At 70.5% G+C, this 18,611-nt stretch carries 14 protein-coding genes, 1 tRNA gene and 1 pseudogene; 10 read left to right on the plus strand and 6 right to left on the minus strand.

Features of this window, described 5'->3' with window-relative positions; genetic code table 11:
* Positions 1 to 800: 800 nt before the first annotated feature.
* Positions 801 to 1,196: pseudogene (locus EAD96_RS30865) on the minus strand (tetratricopeptide repeat protein); the annotation flags it as partial.
* A 218-nt stretch (positions 1,197 to 1,414) separates the two neighbouring features.
* Between EAD96_RS30865 and EAD96_RS15830 the strand changes: the two are divergent.
* Positions 1,415 to 1,498, plus strand: a tRNA-Leu gene (locus EAD96_RS15830).
* Here the strand turns inward: EAD96_RS15830 and EAD96_RS30870 are convergent.
* The 3 genes from EAD96_RS30870 to EAD96_RS30875 form a co-directional block, all read right to left on the minus strand.
* Positions 1,480 to 1,776 carry a hypothetical protein gene (locus EAD96_RS30870; protein WP_147457886.1) on the minus strand — a complete coding sequence of 99 codons (297 nt, stop codon included), beginning with the start codon at positions 1,774 to 1,776 and terminating at the stop codon, positions 1,480 to 1,482. The genes EAD96_RS15830 and EAD96_RS30870 overlap by 19 nt on opposite strands.
* Positions 1,777 to 1,933: 157 nt before the next feature.
* Complete coding sequence (locus tag EAD96_RS15835) at positions 1,934 to 3,124, minus strand: DUF418 domain-containing protein (RefSeq protein ID WP_121684835.1); 1,191 nt, start codon at positions 3,122 to 3,124, stop codon at positions 1,934 to 1,936.
* Complete coding sequence (locus EAD96_RS30875; protein ID WP_147457887.1) at positions 3,121 to 3,309, minus strand: hypothetical protein; 189 nt, start codon at positions 3,307 to 3,309, stop codon at positions 3,121 to 3,123. Before EAD96_RS30875 ends, EAD96_RS15835 begins: the two co-directional genes overlap by 4 nt.
* A 100-nt stretch (positions 3,310 to 3,409) precedes the next feature.
* Here EAD96_RS30875 and EAD96_RS15840 point away from each other — a divergent pair, with 100 nt between their 5' ends.
* From EAD96_RS15840 to EAD96_RS15850, 3 genes are all read left to right on the plus strand, one after another.
* Positions 3,410 to 4,297: a TetR/AcrR family transcriptional regulator C-terminal domain-containing protein gene (locus EAD96_RS15840; RefSeq protein ID WP_121684836.1), complete on the plus strand. Its 888-nt coding sequence runs from the start codon at positions 3,410 to 3,412 to the stop codon at positions 4,295 to 4,297.
* Positions 4,298 to 4,648: 351 nt separating this feature from the next.
* Positions 4,649 to 5,428 (plus strand): DeoR/GlpR family DNA-binding transcription regulator, encoded by a 780-nt coding sequence (locus EAD96_RS15845; RefSeq protein WP_121684837.1) that lies wholly within the window; start codon positions 4,649 to 4,651, stop codon positions 5,426 to 5,428.
* A 219-nt stretch (positions 5,429 to 5,647) separates the two neighbouring features.
* Complete coding sequence (locus EAD96_RS15850) at positions 5,648 to 7,786, plus strand: RICIN domain-containing protein (protein ID WP_233585811.1); 2,139 nt, start codon at positions 5,648 to 5,650, stop codon at positions 7,784 to 7,786.
* 122 nt (positions 7,787 to 7,908) lie between these two features.
* Here EAD96_RS15850 and EAD96_RS15855 read toward each other — a convergent pair whose 3' ends face one another.
* On the minus strand, positions 7,909 to 10,071 hold the full coding sequence (locus EAD96_RS15855; protein WP_158614793.1) for an RICIN domain-containing protein: 2,163 nt from the start codon (positions 10,069 to 10,071) through the stop codon (positions 7,909 to 7,911).
* On the minus strand, positions 10,068 to 12,389 hold the full coding sequence (locus tag EAD96_RS15860) for an RICIN domain-containing protein (protein WP_121684840.1): 2,322 nt from the start codon (positions 12,387 to 12,389) through the stop codon (positions 10,068 to 10,070). Before EAD96_RS15860 ends, EAD96_RS15855 begins: the two co-directional genes overlap by 4 nt.
* Positions 12,390 to 12,702: 313 nt before the next feature.
* On the opposite strand from EAD96_RS15860, the gene EAD96_RS15865 reads away from it, so the two are divergent.
* The 6 genes from EAD96_RS15865 to EAD96_RS15890 all read left to right on the plus strand — a co-directional run bounded on the left by EAD96_RS15865 (position 12,703) and on the right by EAD96_RS15890 (position 18,559).
* Positions 12,703 to 13,950 carry an extracellular solute-binding protein gene (locus EAD96_RS15865; protein WP_121684841.1) on the plus strand — a complete coding sequence of 416 codons (1,248 nt, stop codon included), beginning with the start codon at positions 12,703 to 12,705 and terminating at the stop codon, positions 13,948 to 13,950.
* A gap of 79 nt (positions 13,951 to 14,029) precedes the next feature.
* Positions 14,030 to 14,995, plus strand: a complete 966-nt coding sequence (locus EAD96_RS15870) for a carbohydrate ABC transporter permease (protein ID WP_121684842.1) — start codon at positions 14,030 to 14,032, stop codon at positions 14,993 to 14,995.
* The gene (locus EAD96_RS15875) at positions 14,992 to 15,861 is read left to right on the plus strand and encodes a carbohydrate ABC transporter permease (RefSeq protein WP_121684843.1); all 870 of its coding nucleotides are present in this window, start codon (positions 14,992 to 14,994) and stop codon (positions 15,859 to 15,861) included. Before EAD96_RS15870 ends, EAD96_RS15875 begins: the two co-directional genes overlap by 4 nt.
* Positions 15,858 to 16,781: a 1-phosphofructokinase family hexose kinase gene (locus EAD96_RS15880; RefSeq protein WP_121684844.1), complete on the plus strand. Its 924-nt coding sequence runs from the start codon at positions 15,858 to 15,860 to the stop codon at positions 16,779 to 16,781. The genes EAD96_RS15875 and EAD96_RS15880 overlap by 4 nt, the downstream gene beginning before the upstream one ends.
* Positions 16,782 to 16,810: 29 nt before the next feature.
* Positions 16,811 to 17,707 carry an SIS domain-containing protein gene (locus EAD96_RS15885; protein WP_121684845.1) on the plus strand — a complete coding sequence of 299 codons (897 nt, stop codon included), beginning with the start codon at positions 16,811 to 16,813 and terminating at the stop codon, positions 17,705 to 17,707.
* Positions 17,708 to 17,716: 9 nt separating this feature from the next.
* Entirely contained in the window at positions 17,717 to 18,559 is an 843-nt protein-coding gene (locus tag EAD96_RS15890) for a class II fructose-bisphosphate aldolase (RefSeq protein WP_121684846.1), read from the plus strand.
* The last annotated feature ends 52 nt before the right edge of the window (positions 18,560 to 18,611 follow it).

The raw sequence follows: 18,611 nt of genomic DNA on the forward strand, positions 1-18,611 counted from the left end.
GACGTGCCGGAGGTCGCCGGGTGCGGGGGTGCGGCAACCGGGGCGCGGGGCGGCACCGGCGTCACGCCGGGAGCGACGGCCGGTCGACCATAGGTTCCCGGCGGAAGTGAGGTGGCGCCCGGAGCCGGTGGAACCGCGGTCACGCCCTGAGCCGACGGAACCGGGGTGACACCGTGGGCCGGGGGCACCGGGCGGACGCCGGGAGTCTGCGGGGCGACCCCGGCAGTCGGCGGTGTCGCTGGTGCGGTGGGTTCGACGGGCACTACCGGGAACCGGGAGGTGGCCTCTTCCGTGATGGGCGCGAACCGGGTCGTCGCCTCTGATGCAGCCGGCGAGGGCGGCGCCCACGGATTTGCGGGTCCGCTCGGCCCGGTGCCGGCAGGGTGCTGGGGCGGGGCAGGCGGCACCGAGGGCGGAGGAACGATCGGCGCGGCCTGAGGTGGCTGCCCGGCGCGGGGCGTCTGCGGTGCCGGGCCCGGGCGGGCAGCCCACTGTGAACCGGGCGCCGGCGAATGCGCGACGGGCGCACCCGGGGCGACGGGCCGGGGCGGTGCCGGAGCGTGCGGGTGCGGCGGTGGGACAGGCCGCAGCGAGACGGTCGGCTCGGACCCTCCGTGCCCGGGGTAGCCGGAAGAGGCGGGACCGGGTTGGCCGGGCCGGACCGGGCCAGGGCCCCCCGGCGGTGCCGGATCGGCATGTCCGGGCACTGCCGGATAAGGGTGCCCGGGGCGTCCCGGAGTCGGGTAGTCGGGCGGGGGCGGAGCGGGGTGCGTTCCGGCAGCGGCGGCGGAGCCGCCGAGGTACTGGCGGGCTGCGCGTACCGCGGGGTGGTCCGGACCGAGCACGGCGGACCCGGCGGTCGCCACGCGGCTGTAGTTGCGGCGGGCCTCGTGCCGGTTGCCGAGCTCCTCGGACACCCCGGCGAGGTCGAAGCTGAGCGCGAGCATCAGCGGGTCGGCCTCGCCGCGGCGGCGCTCGCCGGCCGCGTAGGCCTCCTCGAGTACGCGCCGGGCGGCGGCCGGGTCGTCGGCCTCGCGGTGCAGCCGGGCCAGCAGGTGGCCGGTGGCCAGGACGTCCTGGTGGTCCTCGCCGTACGCCGGGCGGGCCGCGATGATCGCGTCGGCGAGCAGGCGGCGGGCGCTTGTCAGGTCACCCGCGGCGCGCAGCGCGAGAGCCTGGTGTTGAGTGGCGATCAACGGGGAGGGGTGGGACACGGGAACAATGCTGCCCGGAATGGCCTGTTGCGCGCTACCCACCCGATCTATGTGGCCGTTGACCTGCGCAAACGTGTCGCGCTGGAGCTGATGTGCATGATCGTTCTGGGCCGTGTACAGTAATGCCCCGTGCGGCCCGCCAGGCCGACTGATGCGGTGAGTAGCTCACATTGGTCGACCGGGTAGGCTGGTACGTGCAGGTCCGGGTGGCGGAATGGCAGACGCGCTAGCTTGAGGTGCTAGTGCCCGTATAGGGCGTGGGGGTTCAAGTCCCCCCTCGGACACAAACGATAACCCCACGGTGTGCGCTGAGATCGACTTCAGCGCGCACCGTTTGCGTTCCGGCTGGCAGTTCAGTCGGAATTCCGAGTCGTCGGTAGACCTCGGCTTTGTCGGCTGGGTCGGCGTTACGGTGCACGGTGGTGATGCCGCCGAGCGCGGTCACCAGGGTTGTGACCTCTCCTTGGCTCATCCGGCGCGGGGTGGTGCGCGCGATGGTGCGTAGATCGGTTTCCGCGCGGGCGCGTTCGGCTTGGGTCTGCGCGATCCAGGCGGTGACCACGCCTCACCGCGCGCTGACGCGCTGTCGGATCCGCCGGGCACGTCGCGGACGTGCCGGCGGGCCGGCACCCCCGGCCTCCAGCACGGTGACCGCCGACGACGAGCCCGGCCACGCAGCGCGCGGCCGGGCTCGTCGATCCGCTCGGCGGCCGGAGTGGCTATCGCCGCAGGTCGGGCCAGCGGCGGTGGGTCCATGCGCGCAACGCCCACTCGACGGGGCCGTACCGGAACCGCCGCATCCACCACGCGCTGGTCGCCACCTGCACCGCGAAGATCGTCAGTGCGATCAGCAGCGTCTGCGCGGGCGACGTGTGGCCGGCCAGGCCCAGCCCGACGCCGGTGAATACGAGCACGCAGAGGAGTGACTGGCCGAGATAGTTCGTCAACGCCATGCGTCCGGCGGGCGCCAGGGCGTCCGCGACGCGCGGTCGCCGGGTGAACAGGCGCAGCAGGGTCGCGGCGTAGGCCGCGGCGAGGAACGGCGCGGTGACGGCGCTGACCATCAGCCCGGTCATGCTCGCCGAGCCGCCGCCGACGGCGAACACGGCGGCGCCGGCGAGGCCGACCGGATAGCCGACCCGCTCGCAGCGGCGCAGCAGGTTCTCGTGGGTGGGTACGGTGGCGAGCATCCGGTGCCTGCCGGCGGCGAGGCCGACCAGGAACGCGGCGAAGGCCAACGGCCCCTGCACGGCGAGTGCGCCGAGCATTGCCGGCAATGAGCGCAGGTGCTCCAGGACGACGTCACCGAGCCCGCCGCGTAGGGCCTCCGTCGAACGCGCACCGGCGGCGATCGCGGCGGCCTCGTCCGGGACCACCGTGGCGCCGAGGACCGCGGCCAGACCGATCACGGTCGCGACCACGCCCACGATGACCGCCGCTGCGAGCAGGGCGGCGCGCGGTTCGGTCCGTCGAGCGGCGAGCAGCACGAGACCGAGCAACGCGTACGTGGTGAGGATGTCGCCGTGGTACAGCAGCACCGCGTGCAGCGCCCCGAGCACGAACAGCCCGGACAGCCGGCGCAGGAACGACGGGCCGAAGGTCACCCCACGCCGGGCCGCTGAGTCGAGTTGCAGGGTGAAGCTGTAGCCGAACAGGAATGAGAACAGCAGGTACGCCTTCATCGCGAACAGCAGTTCCGCCGCACCTGCGACCAGCCGGTCGACCGTGCCGTGCGCCGGATCGTCGACCAGGTGGAACTCGAATCCGGAGCTGAAGTACCACACGTTGGCCAGCAGGATGAACAGCAGCGCGATCCCGCGCAACGCATCCACGACGTTGATGCGGGCGTCGTCGTGGTGGGCGGCCACACCCCGGGCGCGGCCCTGCCGGTCAGGTCGGAGCGCACTCATGACGCCGAGCCTCTCGCGACCACCACGGGCACGCGCCGCCTCTTCGTCGCGGCATCTCGGTGGCCGTCGGCTCGGTGCCGTCGGCGAACACCCCCCGGGGCGAGGTCGACGGCGACGCCGTCGAGCGCGGCCACCGGATCGTCGTAGGTCCTACGCATCGGGCCCAGCTGCACGAGATCAGTCATGCTGTACACGGTACGAGTGCACTATGAGGGAAAATAGTGAGGCTGTCCCCCGTATCCTCTCTCGGGGTATCGTCACTGCACTAGTGCACGGGAGGCCGCTGTGGAGGAACCGCCGTACCGCCGGATCGCCGCCGATCTCGCCGGCCGGATCGCGTCCGGCGAATTCGCCCCCGGAACGAGGATCCCGTCGACGAGGCAGCTCATAGCTGAGTACGGGGTGGCGATGGCGACCGCGACGAAGGTCCTGGCGACCCTGCGCGAGCGGGGTCTCGTCGAGCCCGTACGGGGCGTCGGCACCGTGGTGGCCGCCGCCGGTGTGGGCAGAGCACCCGGCCCGGACCGTGCGCAGGTGGTCGCCACCGCCGTGGCCACCGCCGACGCCGAAGGGCTGCACGGCCTGTCGATGCGCCGGCTCGCCGGTCGGCTCGGCATCCCGACGATGGCGATCTACCGGTACGTGGCCGACCGGGACGAGCTGGTGATGCTCATGATCGACAAGGTCATGGCCGACAATCCGCCCCCGGCCCTCACCCCGGAGCGCGACGGCTGGCGGGCCTGCCTCGAGGCGATCGCCCGGCTGCAATGGGCGATGTACCGTCGGCACACCTGGCTGGCCGAGGCGGTCTCCTTCACCCGGCCGCTGCCGGCCCCGCACGCGATGGTCCATACCGAATGGATGATGCGGGCCCTGGACGGACGCGGGCTCGACCTGAACGCACAGTTCACGGCGGCGGTGACGGTGGCCAACCACGTTCGCGGCACGGCGGTGAACCGGGCCGAGGAGGCGCAGGCCGAGCAGGACAGCGGCCTGACCGACGCTCAGTGGTTGGAGGCTCAGGAGGGACGCATCGGTGCGGTCCTGGCCGACGGGCGGCTTCCGCTGCTGGCCCGCTTCATCGCCGCCGACGACGGGGTCTGGAACCTGGACACACTCTTCGAGTTCGGCCTCCAGCGCCTTCTCGACGGCCTCGCCCCGCTCCTGCGGTAACGGCCTCCGCCTCGCGCGCGGCCACGACGACCATCGGGATCTGGGTCACCGGAACCTGGCAGCGAGCGCCGCGAACGGGCCGTGACAGGGTCGAGCCGCGTCTCGCCCGGCACCGATCCTGGCGGAGTCCTGGGCTGGTGGAGCGGCTGCTCACCCTGCTGCCCGAGGTGCAGTGACGATCGTTCAGCGTGACTGCAAATGAAATACAGAGGCAATCTAGTTGCATTTCTTATCATCGATCGGCCTGGACATGGGGGGTTGAAGGGCCGGAAGCAGCTAAGGTGCCGCCCAGACGTTGCATCGAGGATGCAAGGATGGCCGCATGCGCAGGCCCGAGGACCGGAGTGAAACGTGAATCAGCACGAGCGGTGGCACCGGCTCCTGGAGATGGTGGCGGCCGCCGGCCAGCTCGACATCGAGTCCACCGCCCGGGAGCTGGGCGTGAGCGCGGCGACCATCCGGCGGGACTTCGACGAGCTGGCCACCCAGCAGCTGGTCACCCGCACCCGTGGCGGGGTCGTCGCCAGCAGCGTCTCCTACGACCTGCCGTTGCGCTACAAGGCCGTCCGGCAGGCGCCGGAGAAGCACCGCATCGCGGCGGCCGCTGCGGACCTGATCCCGGCCGGAGCCACCGTGGGGCTCAACGGGGGCACCACGACGACCGAGGTGGCCCGGGCGCTCGCGCTGCGGACCGACCCGAACGGGCAGGCGCCCGCGGTCACCGTGGTGACCAACGCGCTGAACATCGCCAACGAGCTCATCGTGCGGCCGCACCTTCGGGTGGTGCTGACCGGAGGTACGGCTCGCCCCCAGTCGTACGAGCTGGTCGGCCGGATCGCCGAGACGATGCTCACCTCGGTGGCGCTGGACCTGGTGGTCCTCGGCGTGGACGCGATCGACCACCAGCACGGCGCCAGCGCGCACAACGACAGCGAGGCGGCGATCAACCAGATCATGGTGACCAGCGCCGCCCGGACGATCGTGGTGGCGGACTCCTCGAAGATCGGCCGCCGGACGTTCAACCGGATCTGCCCGCTGGGCAACGTCGACACCCTGATCACCGACAAGGCGGCGGACCAGGACGCGGTGCAACTCATCGAGCAGGCCGGCGTGAACGTCGTACAGGTCTAACTTGATCTTCAGCGTGCGGGGCGGCGGCATCGACCCGGCTAGGACGGTCAAGAGGTAGCGGGGCGATGCCCGGGCATCTATGGCATGGGTAACATGATCTGCGGCCCCGGGTTGCGCTTCAATCGATGGCAGTGGTTGTTATGGGTATCAATTCCTGCCATGCTGAGCGCTCCGCCACAGGGAGGTCTCATGCGTCATCGCCACGGACCGTCAGCCCGCGTGACATTGACCGTCGCCCTGATCTTGACCAGCGCCCCGCTGACCGCTTCGGCAGCGTCGGCGGCAGTGCCCGGCTCGTTCACCGTCAGCGTCGACAGCAGATCGTCATGGACCCGCCCGGACGACACTCCGGCCTTCCCGTTCATCGACAAGGACGGCACCTTCTACTACCAGCAGTCCCACTCGCTGTACGGACCGAACGACGGTCGCTCGTGGAGCTTCTACACCGGTGCCGACTTCGACTCGGCGTCGCGAGCCGCCGTCAGCGACGCCGGGACCAACCCGGACACCACGGCGCTGTGCAACAACAGCCCCACCGGTGTGGAGTCGACGTACGCGCCCAGCGGCTCGGGCTACTCGCAGCGCAACTTCTGCGTGCTGTCCGGCGTCTGGGTGGACCCGGACACCGGCCACTGGTACGGGCTGGTCCACAACGAGTTCACCCCGCAGCCCTTCGGCGACGGCATCCACTACGACGGCATCGACTACGCCGTCTCCACCGACCAGGGCCGCACCTGGACCATCAGGGACCACGTCATCACGTCGCCGTACAGCACCGACCGGGGCGACAACGTGGCCTTCCCGCAGCAGACCTACCACTACGGCGACGGCGATCAGCGCCTGTACGTCGACGCCGCCTCGGGCTACTTCTACGCCTTCTACGGCTCGCGCATCGTTGACAAGTACGGCGGCTGGAAGGCGTTCTACGGGCACGTCGCCCGGGCGCCCATGGCGGGCAAGATGGCGCCCGGCTCCTGGCGCAAGTGGTACAACGGGGCCTGGTCGGAACCCGGAGTCGGCGGCCGGGAAAGCACCCTGATGCCGGTCACGGCGACCGCGCCGACCGGCTACGTCGCCGTCGACAAGGAATACAAGCCGACCACCCCCGGCACCGTCGACCAGCAGGTGGCGGCCGGCACCACCCCGCCCACCTCGCCGCTGTTCGTCATGGACATCACCTACAACGCCCACCTGGGCCTCTACATCGGTCAGCCGCAGGCGGTCGACCAGTCCGGCAACGCGCCGCAGCAGTTCTACGCCACCGACAACCTCGCCACGCAGAAGTGGACGCTGATCGGCGACACCGGCAGCTACCGCAACGCGTCGTGGTACCGGTGGTTCCTCGACAGCACCAGCAAGACCAGCTCGCGGATCGTCGGCAAGAGCTTCCGCTCCTACTGTTCCTTCGGGTGCTCGGGCGGCGCCTCCGGCGAATACGTCAACGTCACCATCACCGGCTCGATCCCCGCGGTCGTGCCCTTCGATCCCGCCAGGACCTACCGGATCGCCAACGGCAACGGCCGTGTCCTGGCCCAGGTCGCCGGCGGATCCGCCACCACCTCGTCGGCCGGCGCCACCGGAACAGGCCTGGACGGCTGGCGATTCACCCCGACCGGCGACGGCGCCTACCGGATAGCCAACGCCGCCACCGGCAACCTGCTCGGCGTGCCCGGCGCCCCGGCCGGCCGTGCCTGGGGGACCGCGCCCACCGTCACCGCTCCCGGCGCCGGCACGGCGGCCGTCGGGCAACAGTGGTGGATCGTGCCGAGCGGGGGCACGTACCGCCTGGTGAACCGGCACAGCGGTTTGGTCATCGGCCTCTCCGCCACGGCCGGCCGGCTCGCCGAGACCACTCCCGTCCGCGCCTGGACCGACACCAGCGGCACCATCGTGGGCGCCGGGCGCACGGCCGGCGAGCAGACCGTCACGGTCACCGCCACTGGCGACGCACCGAGCGGCGCCCGCACCCTCACCGTCTCGGGGAAGGCGCTCGACAACCCCGGGCACAGCACCGTCGCCGGCACCCAGCTCATCACGTACGCCACCAACGGCGGCGCGAACCAGAGCTGGATCCTCACCCAGCAGAGCGACGGCTCCTACACCCTTGCCAACCGCGAGTCGGGGCTGTGCGCCGACGTCGAGGGCGGCGTCACCACCGCCGGCGCCCGGATCATCCAGTGGACCTGCACCGGCGGCACCAACCAGCGGTGGCGGATGACCCCGCGAGCCGACGGCGCCTACACGATGGCCTCTGTCCGCAGCGGCCTCCTGCTCACCGCGGGTTCCCTGACCGACGGCGCCCCGGTCACTCAGCAGCCGGACACCGGCAGCACGCTCCAGCGGTGGGTGATCGGCTGACCGTTCCGGCACCTGAGGAACAGAGTTCGTGCCGACCGCCGTCGCGCCGTCGGCAACGTCAGTAGATGAAGAACGATGGCCGCCACGAAGTGGCGGCCATCGTTCAACACCAGTCACCTAGCTCACGAGATGGACCACTGCTGACCGGTTCCGCCGTTGGCGGTCCGCTGGACGATGTCCGTCCCGTCGCTCGCCACCGGGCCGAGAAGGTCCAGTGGCAGGCCACTGTTGCGGTTCGTGATGACGTAGTGCGCGCCGGACCGGGTGATCCGCCACTGCTGGTTCGCCCGGCCGGTCGAGGTCCACTGGATCACGTCGGCGCCGTCCGCGGTGGAGCTGCCGGTGACGTCGAGTGCCCGGCCGCTGCGGCGGTTGATGATTCGGTAGTACCCGTCGCTGGTGGGGGTGATCGACCATCGCTGGTGCGCGCCACCGTTGTCGGTCCACTGCACGGCGTCGCCGCCGTCGCCGGGCGCGCTGACCGCGACCTCCATGACCTTGCCGCTCGCCCGGTTCCTGATCGCGTAGGAGGCGTTCGGGTCGAACGAGCCGTTTCGGGCGTCGAGCTCGGCGAGCGTGAACCGGACAGTCATGATGTACGGGTTGCTGGTGTCGGTCCGGTCGAAGTAGCCGTAGGAGGTGAGGACGAAAGTACCGTCGGGCAGGACGACGTTGCCGGCGTAGCCGGTGTCGCCACTTCGCGCCGAGGGTGTGAAGTCCTCCATCAGCCGGACCCGGTACTGGCCCTCGCGGGAGTTGACCAGGTCGTCATAGGTTCCGACCCACGCCACCCAGTCACCGGCGAGCCAAGCGCCGGTGTTGCTGACGCTGTTGCGGATGATCTCGCGGAAGGTGATGACGAGCCTGCCGCTCGCCGGGTCGTACGTCGCGGCGTGCCGTTCGCCCATCAGGGCGCCCTGCATCTCGCGCGGCTCGGTCCAGGTGTTGCCCTCGTCGTCGGAGAACGCGACCATGGCGTTGGTTCTCTTGTGCTGTGCGCGGGCGAGCAGCGCCAGCTGGCGCCCGTCGGGGGAGCGGATGATCTCGATCTCGCACAGGCCGGCGAACTTCTCGATGGCGTTGTGCGGTGCGAGCAGCCGGGTGGGTGTGCTCCAGACGGCGTTGCCCGCGGCGTCGAAGGTCAGGTAGGTCTTCCAGTTGTCGTACGCGCCGTCGTGGAAGACGCCCATGTACCGGAAGTCCCAGGACCCGTCCGCCGTCTTCAGCCGGGTCAGGGCGGCGTGCGCGACCCAGCCGTTGAAGCCGGAGCCGGCGAAGTGGTGGGTGAACTCCGACCAGGACGCGCCGTTGTCGTCGGAGAACGCGGTCTTGAAGCCGCCGGGGCTGCGCGGCAGTCCGCTGACCAGCAGCAGGCGGTTGCGGCCGGCCGGCGTGGCCACCTTGTAGAGCGTCGGTGTCTCCTGGCTCGTTTCCCAGCTCGCCGGGGTGGGCAGCCGGCCCGACCAGGTGCGACCGCCGTCGTCACTGCGCTTGAGCACCACCGGGCCGACGCCGTGGCCGCGCGGGTACACGGTGAAGATCGTCCGGCCGTCGTCGAGCAGCACCGAGTCGGGCTGACCGAGGTACTGCCCGGCCTGGCGGTCGGTGAGTACCTGGCGGGCGGTGTCGTCCTTGAGGTCCAGGAACGGGATCGTGTAGTCGATGCGCATGCTGAGGTCGCTGATCTCGCCGGCCGGCAGCGGCGTGCCGTACACCCGGACGAAGTCGATGTCGCCGTCGTAGTGCCACTCAGCGCCCCGCGAGTCGACGTTGCGGCCGATCCACATGCCGTCGAGGCCGGTGACGTTCGAGAAGAACCGCGTCGACGGGGCCGAGGCCCGCAGCGTGCCGTCGACGTACAGCCGGGTGCCCCCGGCGCCGACGGTGACGATGGCGACGTGCCAGCGACCGTCGTTGAACGGTCCGCCCGACGAGTTCAGCCGGGTGGCGTTGACGCCGTTCTCCCGGTTCTCGAAGTACACCGTCCCACCGTTGAGGGTCAGCGAGATGTTGCTGGACTCGTCCGCGGTGTGCGATGCGCTCAACAGCGTCTTCGCCGTGGCCGGACTCGAGGTCCGGAACCGGACGGCGATACTGCCCTGCGTCAGCCCGGCCACCCGGGACACATCGGCGGACCGGTCGACGAAGGTGCTGCTGCCGTCGAAGGCCTGGTTGACCGCATAGTTCACGGTCGTCGCGGTCGCCGCCTGCGCGGCCGACGACGGTATCAACATGCCGAGCACGAGCATCAGCCCGGCGATGATGAAACTACCTGTCCGTCTCATCGGGTGAGTGTCCATTGCTGGTGGTTTCCTCCGGTGTAGGTCGACTGCACGACGTCCGCGCCGTCGGTCAGGTCGGAGCCCGCCACGGTGAGCGCCTTGCCGGTAGCTCGATTGACGATCCGGTGGTAGCCGCCCTCCGGAACGATGCTCCAGAGCTGGTTGTCGTTGCCGGTCCAGGCCCACTGGATGACGTCCGCGCCGTCCGCCGTCTGGCTGCCGAACACGTCCAGTACCTTGCCGCTGCTGCGGTTGGCGATGCGGTAGTAGCCGTTGCCGGCGTCGGTGAGGGTCCAGCGCTGGTGCAGGGCGCCGTTGTTCGTCCACTGGATGGCGTGGCCGCCGTCCCCGGCACCGGCCGGCACCTCGAGCGCCTTGCCGCTGTTGCGGTTGAGGATGCGGTACTCCACCGCCGGGTCGAAGGCGCCGGCCTGCACGGCGATGGAGGACACCTCGGCCTTGTCCACTGCGACCGCGGTGCCGGTCGAGGCGGCGTTGCGAGTGTTCAGCACCCGGATGCGCAGGGTGTGCTGGCCCTGCGCCAGTGGACCGCTGGTGAACAGATGGGCCTGGTCCATCCGGGTGGCGGAGTACAGGTCGACAACGGTCTCCGGGCCGCCGTCGATCGAGATGCCGGCCCGCCCGTGGTTCGCGGCCCGCGCCCCGAACAGTTTGACCTTGGTGCCGGTGAACCGCAGTTCGGCGGTGCTGCCCGCGGTGCTGCTGTAACGGTCGTCGCCCTGGAACTGCCGGGCGCCGCCGGTGCTGCGGTTCCACGCGCCCGCGTACTGAAGCTGGTCGTCGTTGAGCTGGGTCACCGTCGGCACGCCGGGCGCGTCCCCGATCGCGTCCACCCGCGCGAAGTACGCCTCCACGGTGGCGGATCGAGGGCCGCCCCACACCCGCTCGGCGAGAACCTCCATGGGCCGGGTCGCGTACTGGTCGAACCACTCGTCGGTCTGGAACTCGCGCTGGTCGGACCAACGGGCCATCCGATAGCCGTTGACCTTGGCGTTGGTGTCCGGCACCCAGTTCTCGTAGACGTTCTTGGAGTTGACGAACAGGTTGAGGCCCGGCGTCACGTACAGGGTGTTCTCCGGGATGGCCGACACCGTGTAGCCGAGGTTGTAGAAGTAGCTCAGCGTGCCGGTGTACGGCGTGAGCACGATCTGCGTGGACGGCTTGATACTGGTCTGCTGGCCGTTGGTCTCCCACCAGTTCCACATCTGGGTGGCCTTGCCGTACGACCGCACCTTGTCGTTCATCAGGTTCATGAACTCGGTGAAGACGTCACCCGGGTACGGGAAGCCGCGGCTGCGGGCGTAGTCCACCAGCTCGGGGCAGGCGTTCTTCGCGGCGTCGTTCTGGTACTCGTCGCCACCGATGTGGAAGTACGGGCCGTCGAACAGCGGCACGAACTCGTCCAGCAGGTTCATGGCGAAGTCCCGGGCGTTCTGCTTGGTCAGGTTCAGCGTCCAGCCGCCGAGCTCGCCGCCCGGCCAGGGCGCGACGCTCATCGACTGGCAGGAGAAGCGCATCGTCGGGTCGTACGTGGTCATCGCGGTCGCGTGACCCGGCAGGTCGATCTCCGGGACGATGGTGATGTGGTACCGGCGGGCGACGTCCTGCAGCCGGCGCAGGTCGGCCTTGCTGTAGGACTGGGCGGAGGCCAATCCGGGGTAGCGGTCGCTGCGCAGCCGGAAGCCGTTCCACTCGGTGAAGTGCAGGTGCAGGGTGTTGAGGCGCAGCCACGACATGCGACGGAGCAGGTTCTCCAGGTAGTCCATGTCGTAGTAGTGCCGGCCGACGTCGAGCATCACGCCGCGCTCGCGGAACTGCGGGAAGTCGCGGATCGTGCCGGCCGGCACGCTGGTCCGGGTCGCGCTCTGCTTGATGATCTGCAGCAGCGCCTGTGTGCCGTAGTAGACGCCGGCGGCGGCGGGCCCGCGGATCGCCAGGTGCGTGCCGACGGCCATCACGTAGCCCTGTGCGCCGACGCCGGCGTCGGCGCCGGTCGTGCTGAGCAGGATGTCGCCGGCCCGGGGCGTCGCCGACGAGACGAGCGGCACGGTGATGCCGCTGATCGCGCCGAGGTCGGCACGCAGGGTTTCGGCCGCCGGGGTCAGCGCGGCGGTCTGTGCGGGGTCCACCAGGATGCGCGAGGACGTCGTCAGGGTGAAGGCGCCTTCGCCGCCGGTCCATTGCCGGACGCTCGGCGCGACCGGTGGCGCCGGGTTGGCCGCCTGGGCGGCGGTGGGTATCTGAAGGCAGGCGGCGGCCACCAGGATCGCGGTGAGACAGGAACGGGCGGATGACTTCATCGGTTACGGGCCTCCGGGGGTCGGGGAGTGCGGGAGCGGGTGGCACCGAGCGGGGCATGGCCAGGGCATCGCGACCGTGGTAGACATCTGACGTCCGATGTGGGACGACAGTAAGAACGCGGCGTGACGCCGTCAAGAGGGTCGATGCAACTTCCTGCAACCTTCAGCTGAGGTCAAGGCTCAACTTGTCGCCGACAGCCTTGACGCCCCGGCCATCGGCCCCTAGGGTCTGCAATATCTTGACTGACTCTGGCACTTTCGCGTCATAAAAACTCATGCGCTCTCACGGCTTCCAACACGGGAAGAGGCATATATGAATCGACGTCTGGGCGTGGCGCTCGCCGCTGCCACCGCGGCGGCACTCCTGATCTCCGGCTGTGGTTCTTCGGGAGAGTCCTCATCCGACGGGTCGGTCACCCTCAAGCTCGTCGGCGCCGACTACGGCACCGGCCCGGCCGACACCACGCAGAAGTATTGGCAGCAGATCGCCGACGCGTTCCACGCGCAGAACCCGACGATCACGGTCGAGGTCTCCACCATCAACTGGACCGACTACGACACCAAGGTCAAGACGCAGCTGCAGAACAAGGACTACCCGGACATCCTCCAGGGCGTGTTCTACCCGCAGTACGCGACGAACAAGCTGATCGCGCCGCTCTCCGAGGTCATGTCGAAACCCGACGCCGGCACCGCGACCTTCAAGGACGCGCTCAGCGTCGACGGCGTGCAGTACGCCGCGCCGTTCGTCACCTCGGCCCGGGCGATGTTCTACAACAAGAAAGCGTTCGCCGAGGCCGGCATCGCCAAGCCGCCGACCACCTGGGCCGAGCTCGAGACGGCCGCGAAGGCGCTGAAGGCCAAGAACTACATCCCGTACGCCCTGCCGCTGGGACCGGAGGAGGCGCAGGCCGAGTCCACGCTGTGGATGCTGGGCAACGGCGGTGGCTGGAAGACCGGTGACAAGTACACCATCGACAGCCCGCAGAACGTCGAGACCTTCACGTTCCTGAAGAATCTCGTCGGCGCCGGCCTCACCCAGCCCAACCCGGCGACCTACGACCGGACGGCCAACTCTGCCGCCGACTTCGCCGCGGGCAAGGTCGGCATGCAGTTCAACGGCCCGTTCCTCACCGCCACCATCGCGAAGGCCGGCAAGCTCGGCGAGACCGACTACGCCACCGCCCCGGTGCCCGGCAAGACCGGCCCGGTCCAGCAGACGCTCGGCGTGGCCGACGCGATCCAGGCCTTCAAGACCGACGACGCCGGCAAGGCCGCGGCGATCAAGAAGTTCATGGACTTCGCGCTCAGCGACGAATACCAGCTGTCGTTCGCCAAGCAGTACGCCCTGCTGCCCGGCACCCAGTCGGCGCTGGACAGCCTGAAGAGCGACCCGGTGCTGGGCACGTTCTCCAGCCTGCTGCCGCAGTCCGTGCAGTTCCCGAGCGACGAGAAGTGGACCGCGACCGTCCTGCCCGCGGTCAAGAAGAGCATCGGCCTGGCCGTCAAGGACGACCCGGCAACCGTGCTCGGCGACCTGCAGGCCAAGGCGACCGGGCGCTGACCGGCCCCGCGTAGACCACGGTGGCGCGCGGCTGCCCCGAGCCCGCGCGTCACCGTCCGACGCCCGGATGGGACTGAGAATGGCAAGAACTGCGACGCTGCCGCGGCCCCCGGCCGCGGTCAGTGCCAAGCCGGACGGCCCGCCACGCCGTCGCCGGCGCTCCCGGTGGGCAGGGCTGGAGCCGCTGATCTGGATCGGGCCGGCGATCCTGCTGATCATCGGCGTGGTGCTGGTGCCGGTCGTCCTGATGTTCCGCACCGCGTTCCACGAGATCGACGCGATCGGCTTCGACCACGGCTTCGTGGGCTTCGCGAATTTCGAAGCGTTGCTCCAGGAGCCGTCGCTCCGCGCCGTCGTGATGCGCACGGTCCTGTGGGTCGTGGTCGTCGTGACGGTCACGGTGATCGTCTCGTTGCTTCTCGCGCAGCTGTTCAACCAGAGCTTCCCCGGCCGCAGGGTGGCTCGCTGGGCCCTCATCGCGCCGTGGGCGGCGTCGGTCTTCATGACCGCCGTGGTGTTCCGCTGGATGCTCGACTCCCGGTCCGGGCTGATCAACATCTTCCTGCACGACATCGGGGTGCTGACGGAGCTCGGCACCGCGCAGGCGGACTGGCTCGGCCGGCCGTCCGTCGCGATCTGGTGGATGATGGGCGTCGCGGTGTTCGTGTCGGTGCCGTTCACCACCTACGCCATCCTGGCCGGCCTGCAGGGCATCCCCGGCGACGTCTACGAGGCGGCTGTGCTCGACGGCGCGTCCGCGTGGCGTACCTATCTCTCAGTCACCCTGCCGCTGCTGCGCCCGGCGCTGCTCGTGGCCACCTTGATCAACATCATGAACGTCTTCAACAGCTTCCCGATCATCTGGGCCATGACCGGCGGCGGGCCGGGCGACGAGACCGCCACCACCACCATCTTCATGTACCAGTTGAAGTCGTCGTCGATCGCCGAGTCGGCGGCCATGTCGGTGGTCAACTTCGGCATCGTCATCGTGCTCGTCGGGCTCTTCGTCAAGGCCAGCAGCGGAAAATCACAGGTGCAGTCATGACCACAGCCGTCGCGCCGAGCCCCATGCGCCGACCCCCGCGTCGCGTCAAGCCCCGCCCCTCGGCCCGCAAGATCATTCTTGCCGTCATCGCGTACGCGATCGCCGCCCTCTTCCTGCTCCCGTACCTGGAGATGGTGGTCGCTGCCGCGCGCCCGTCCGACCAGCTCAAGGACCCGAACTACCTGCCGTCGGAGTTCGACTGGTCGAACTTCGTCAGCCTGTGGACCAGCGGCCTGGGCGCCAACCTCTGGATCAGCCTGCAGGTCGCGGCCGGCGCGACCCTGGTGGTCCTGCTCGTGGCGCTGCCCGCGGCGTACTACACCGCGCGGTACCGGTTCCGCGGCCGGATGGTGTTCCTGCTGCTGGTTCTCGTCACCCAGATGTTCCAGCCCACCGCGATGCTGGTCGGCATCTACCGGGAGTTCGTTGCGCTCGGCCTGAACAACTCGGTGCTCGGGCTGACGCTGGTCAACGCGGGGTTCAACCTGGCGTTCGCGACGTGGATCCTCAACGCCTACATCAGCTCCATCCCGCCGGAGTTGGAGGAGGCGGCCACCGTGGACGGAAGCAGCCGGCTCGGAGCGCTGTTCCGGATCACCCTGCCGCTCGCCTGGCCCGGCATCGTCACCGCGCTGATCTTCACCTTCATCTCGGCGTGGAACGAGTTCGTCGTCGCGTTGATCCTGACGTCCGATCCGGACAAGCAACCGCTGACCGTGGTGCTCGACAGCTTCCTCGGCGGCTACCAGATCGAATGGGGACAACTGTTCGCCGCGTCCGTGGTGGCCACCATCCCGGTGATCATCCTGTTCGCGCTGATCGAGCGGAAGGTCGTCGGCGGCCTCACCGCGGGGTCGGTCAAGTGATCGCGTCGGTGTCGCTCAACCCGGCTCTCGACCTCACCTATGCCTTGCCGGCGCTGGTTCCGGGCAGCTCGCACCGGGTCTCGGAGGTAATCGCCCGCGCCGGGGGCAAGGGCGTGAACGTGGCCCGGGTGCTGCACCGGCTGGGTGCCCCGGTCCTGGTCCTGGGTCTCGCCGGCGGCGCCACCGGCGAGCGTCTCGAGGCCGAACTGACCGGTGCCGGCCTGCCGGCGCGGTTCACCCGGCTGGCCGCCGAGACCCGCCGGACGGTGACCGTGGTCGCCGGCGGCTCGGCGACGGTCCTCAACGAGCCCGGTCCGCCCGTCACGGGCGCGGAGTGGGCGGAGTTCCGCGCGACCTTCGCGAGCCAGGTCCGGCAGGCGCGGGTCGTGGTGCTGTCCGGGAGCCGGCCGCCGGGCGTGCCCGAGAGCGCGTACGCCGATCTCGTCACGGTCGCCCGGGCCGCCGGCGCCGAGGCGATAGTGGACGCTGAGGGACCCGCCCTGCTCGGCGCCCTGGCAGCCGGGCCGGCGGTGGCGAAACCGAACGCCGAAGAGGCGGCCGGGCTGCTCGGCCGGCCCGTGCGCACCCGTGACGACGCCGTGGCGGTGGCGCACCGGTTGGTGCGTGACGGCGCCGGAGCCGGCGTGGTGTCCCGCGGCGCCGACGGCTTCGTGGCGGTAGCCGGCGGGGCCACCTACCACGCCCGCGTTCCGGAGGCCGTGCACGGCAACCCGACCGGGGCCGGAGACGCGTTGGCCGCCGTGCTCGCGGCCGGTCTGGTCGCCGGGACGCCGTGGCCCGAGGTCTTCGCCCGGGCCGTGGCCGTTTCCGCAGCGGCCGTCGCCTGTCCCTACGCCGGCGAGTACGACGACGCCGTGGCCGCCCGGCTGCTGACCGTGGCCACTGTCGAACAGCTGTAGACGCACCACACCGACAGAAAGCAGGAATCGTGTTCCACGTCGCCTCCGAGATCGCCGCCCAGCCCGAGACCTGGCGCCGCGCCGCGGATCTGATCGCCCGGTCCCGTGCCACGGAGATGCTCCCGCGCCTGGGCGAACGGGTCGCGGTCGTCGGCTGCGGTACGTCCTTCTTCATGGCGCAGAGTTGCGCGGCGCTGCGCGAGGCGCTCGGTCAGGGTGAGACCGACGCGTTCGCGGCGTCGGAGTTCCCGGCCCGCCGCTACTACGACCGGGTGGTCGCCATCACCCGCTCCGGCACCACGACCGAGATCCTGCGGTTGCTGGGTCAGCTGCCGGCCGACAGCCGCTCCACCGTCATCACGACCGCTGCCGACCGGCCCGCGGCCAAGCTCGCGAACGCCAGTGTGGTGCTGGACTTCGCCGACGAGGAGTCGGTGGTGCAGACCCGCTTCGCCACCACCGCGCTGGCCGCGTGGCGGGCCGGCCTCGGCGAGAACCTCACGCCGGCCGTCCTCGAGGCGCAGGCGTCGCTGAACGCGCCGCTCGACCCGGCCCTGGCCGACCGGCAGCAGTTCACCTTCCTCGGCACCGGCTGGACGGTGGGCGTGGCACACGAGGCGGCCCTGAAGGTGCGGGAGGCCGCGCAGGTGTGGGCCGAGTCCTACCCCGCCATGGAGTTCCGGCACGGCCCGATCAGCGTGGTGGACCACCGGTCGGTGGTGTGGATCTTCGGAGAGCCGGTGCCCGGACTCCGCGAGGACCTCGCCGCCTCGGGCGCGCTCGTGGTGCAGAACGGCATCGACGCCATGGCCGATCTCACCACCGCCCAGCGGCTCGCGGTCGAGCTCGCCGTGCGCCGCGGCCTGAACCCGGACCGGCCGCGGCTGCTCTCGCGCGCCGTCGTCCTGCCCGCACCGACCGCCTGAGGACTTCCGATGACCCTCGTATCCACCGCCGACCTGGTGGCCGCCGCGCGCGCCGCCGGTACCGGTGTGCTCGCCTTCAACGTCATCACGATCGAGCACGCGCAGGCGATCGCCGCCGCCGCGCAGCGTGCCGGCCGGCCGGCCATCCTGCAGATCAGCCAGAACGCGGCGCGCTACCACGGCGGCGTGTCGGCCATCGCCGCGGCCACCGCCGACATCGCGCATCGGGCGTCCGCGGACCTGGCGCTGCACCTGGACCACGTCGACGACCTGAACCTGCTGATGCAGGCTCCGGTCGCCGGCTTCAGCTCGGTGATGGTCGACGCCTCCGCGTTGCCGTACGCGGAAAACGTCGCCACCACCCGCAAGGCCGCCGAGTGGACGCACGACCGCGGGCTGTGGGTGGAGGCGGAGCTCGGCTACGTCGGCGGGAAACCAGACGCCCCGGCCAGCGCCCACGCCGCCGGGGTCCGCACCGACCCGGCCGAGGCGGCCCGATACGTGGCCGAGACCGGAGTCGACGCGCTCGCCGTGGCGGTGGGCAGCTCACACGCCATGGCCGAGCGGACGGCCTCGCTGGACCTCGACCTGGTGACCGCGATTCGCGACGCCGTGCCGGTACCCCTGGTCCTGCACGGCTCGTCCGGGGTCCCGCTGGAGCAGCTCCGGGCCGCCGCCGCCCGCGGCATGGTGAAGATCAATGTCGGCACCGCGCTCAACGTCGCGTTCACCGACGCGGTCCGCGGGGCCCTGCCTGCCTCGGCGGACCCGCGGCGATACCTGGCGGCCGGCCGGGAGGCGATGACCGATGTGGTCGCCGAGTTGCTCACCGTCCTGTCCGCGGCCGACTAGCCGGGCGACAGCGGTGGCCGAGGACCTGTGGGTGCTGCGCCGGCTGATTTGT

The sequence above is a fragment of the Micromonospora sp. BL1 genome, assembly GCF_003667485.1.
Taxonomy (GTDB): Bacteria; Actinomycetota; Actinomycetes; order Mycobacteriales; family Micromonosporaceae; genus Micromonospora; species Micromonospora tulbaghiae.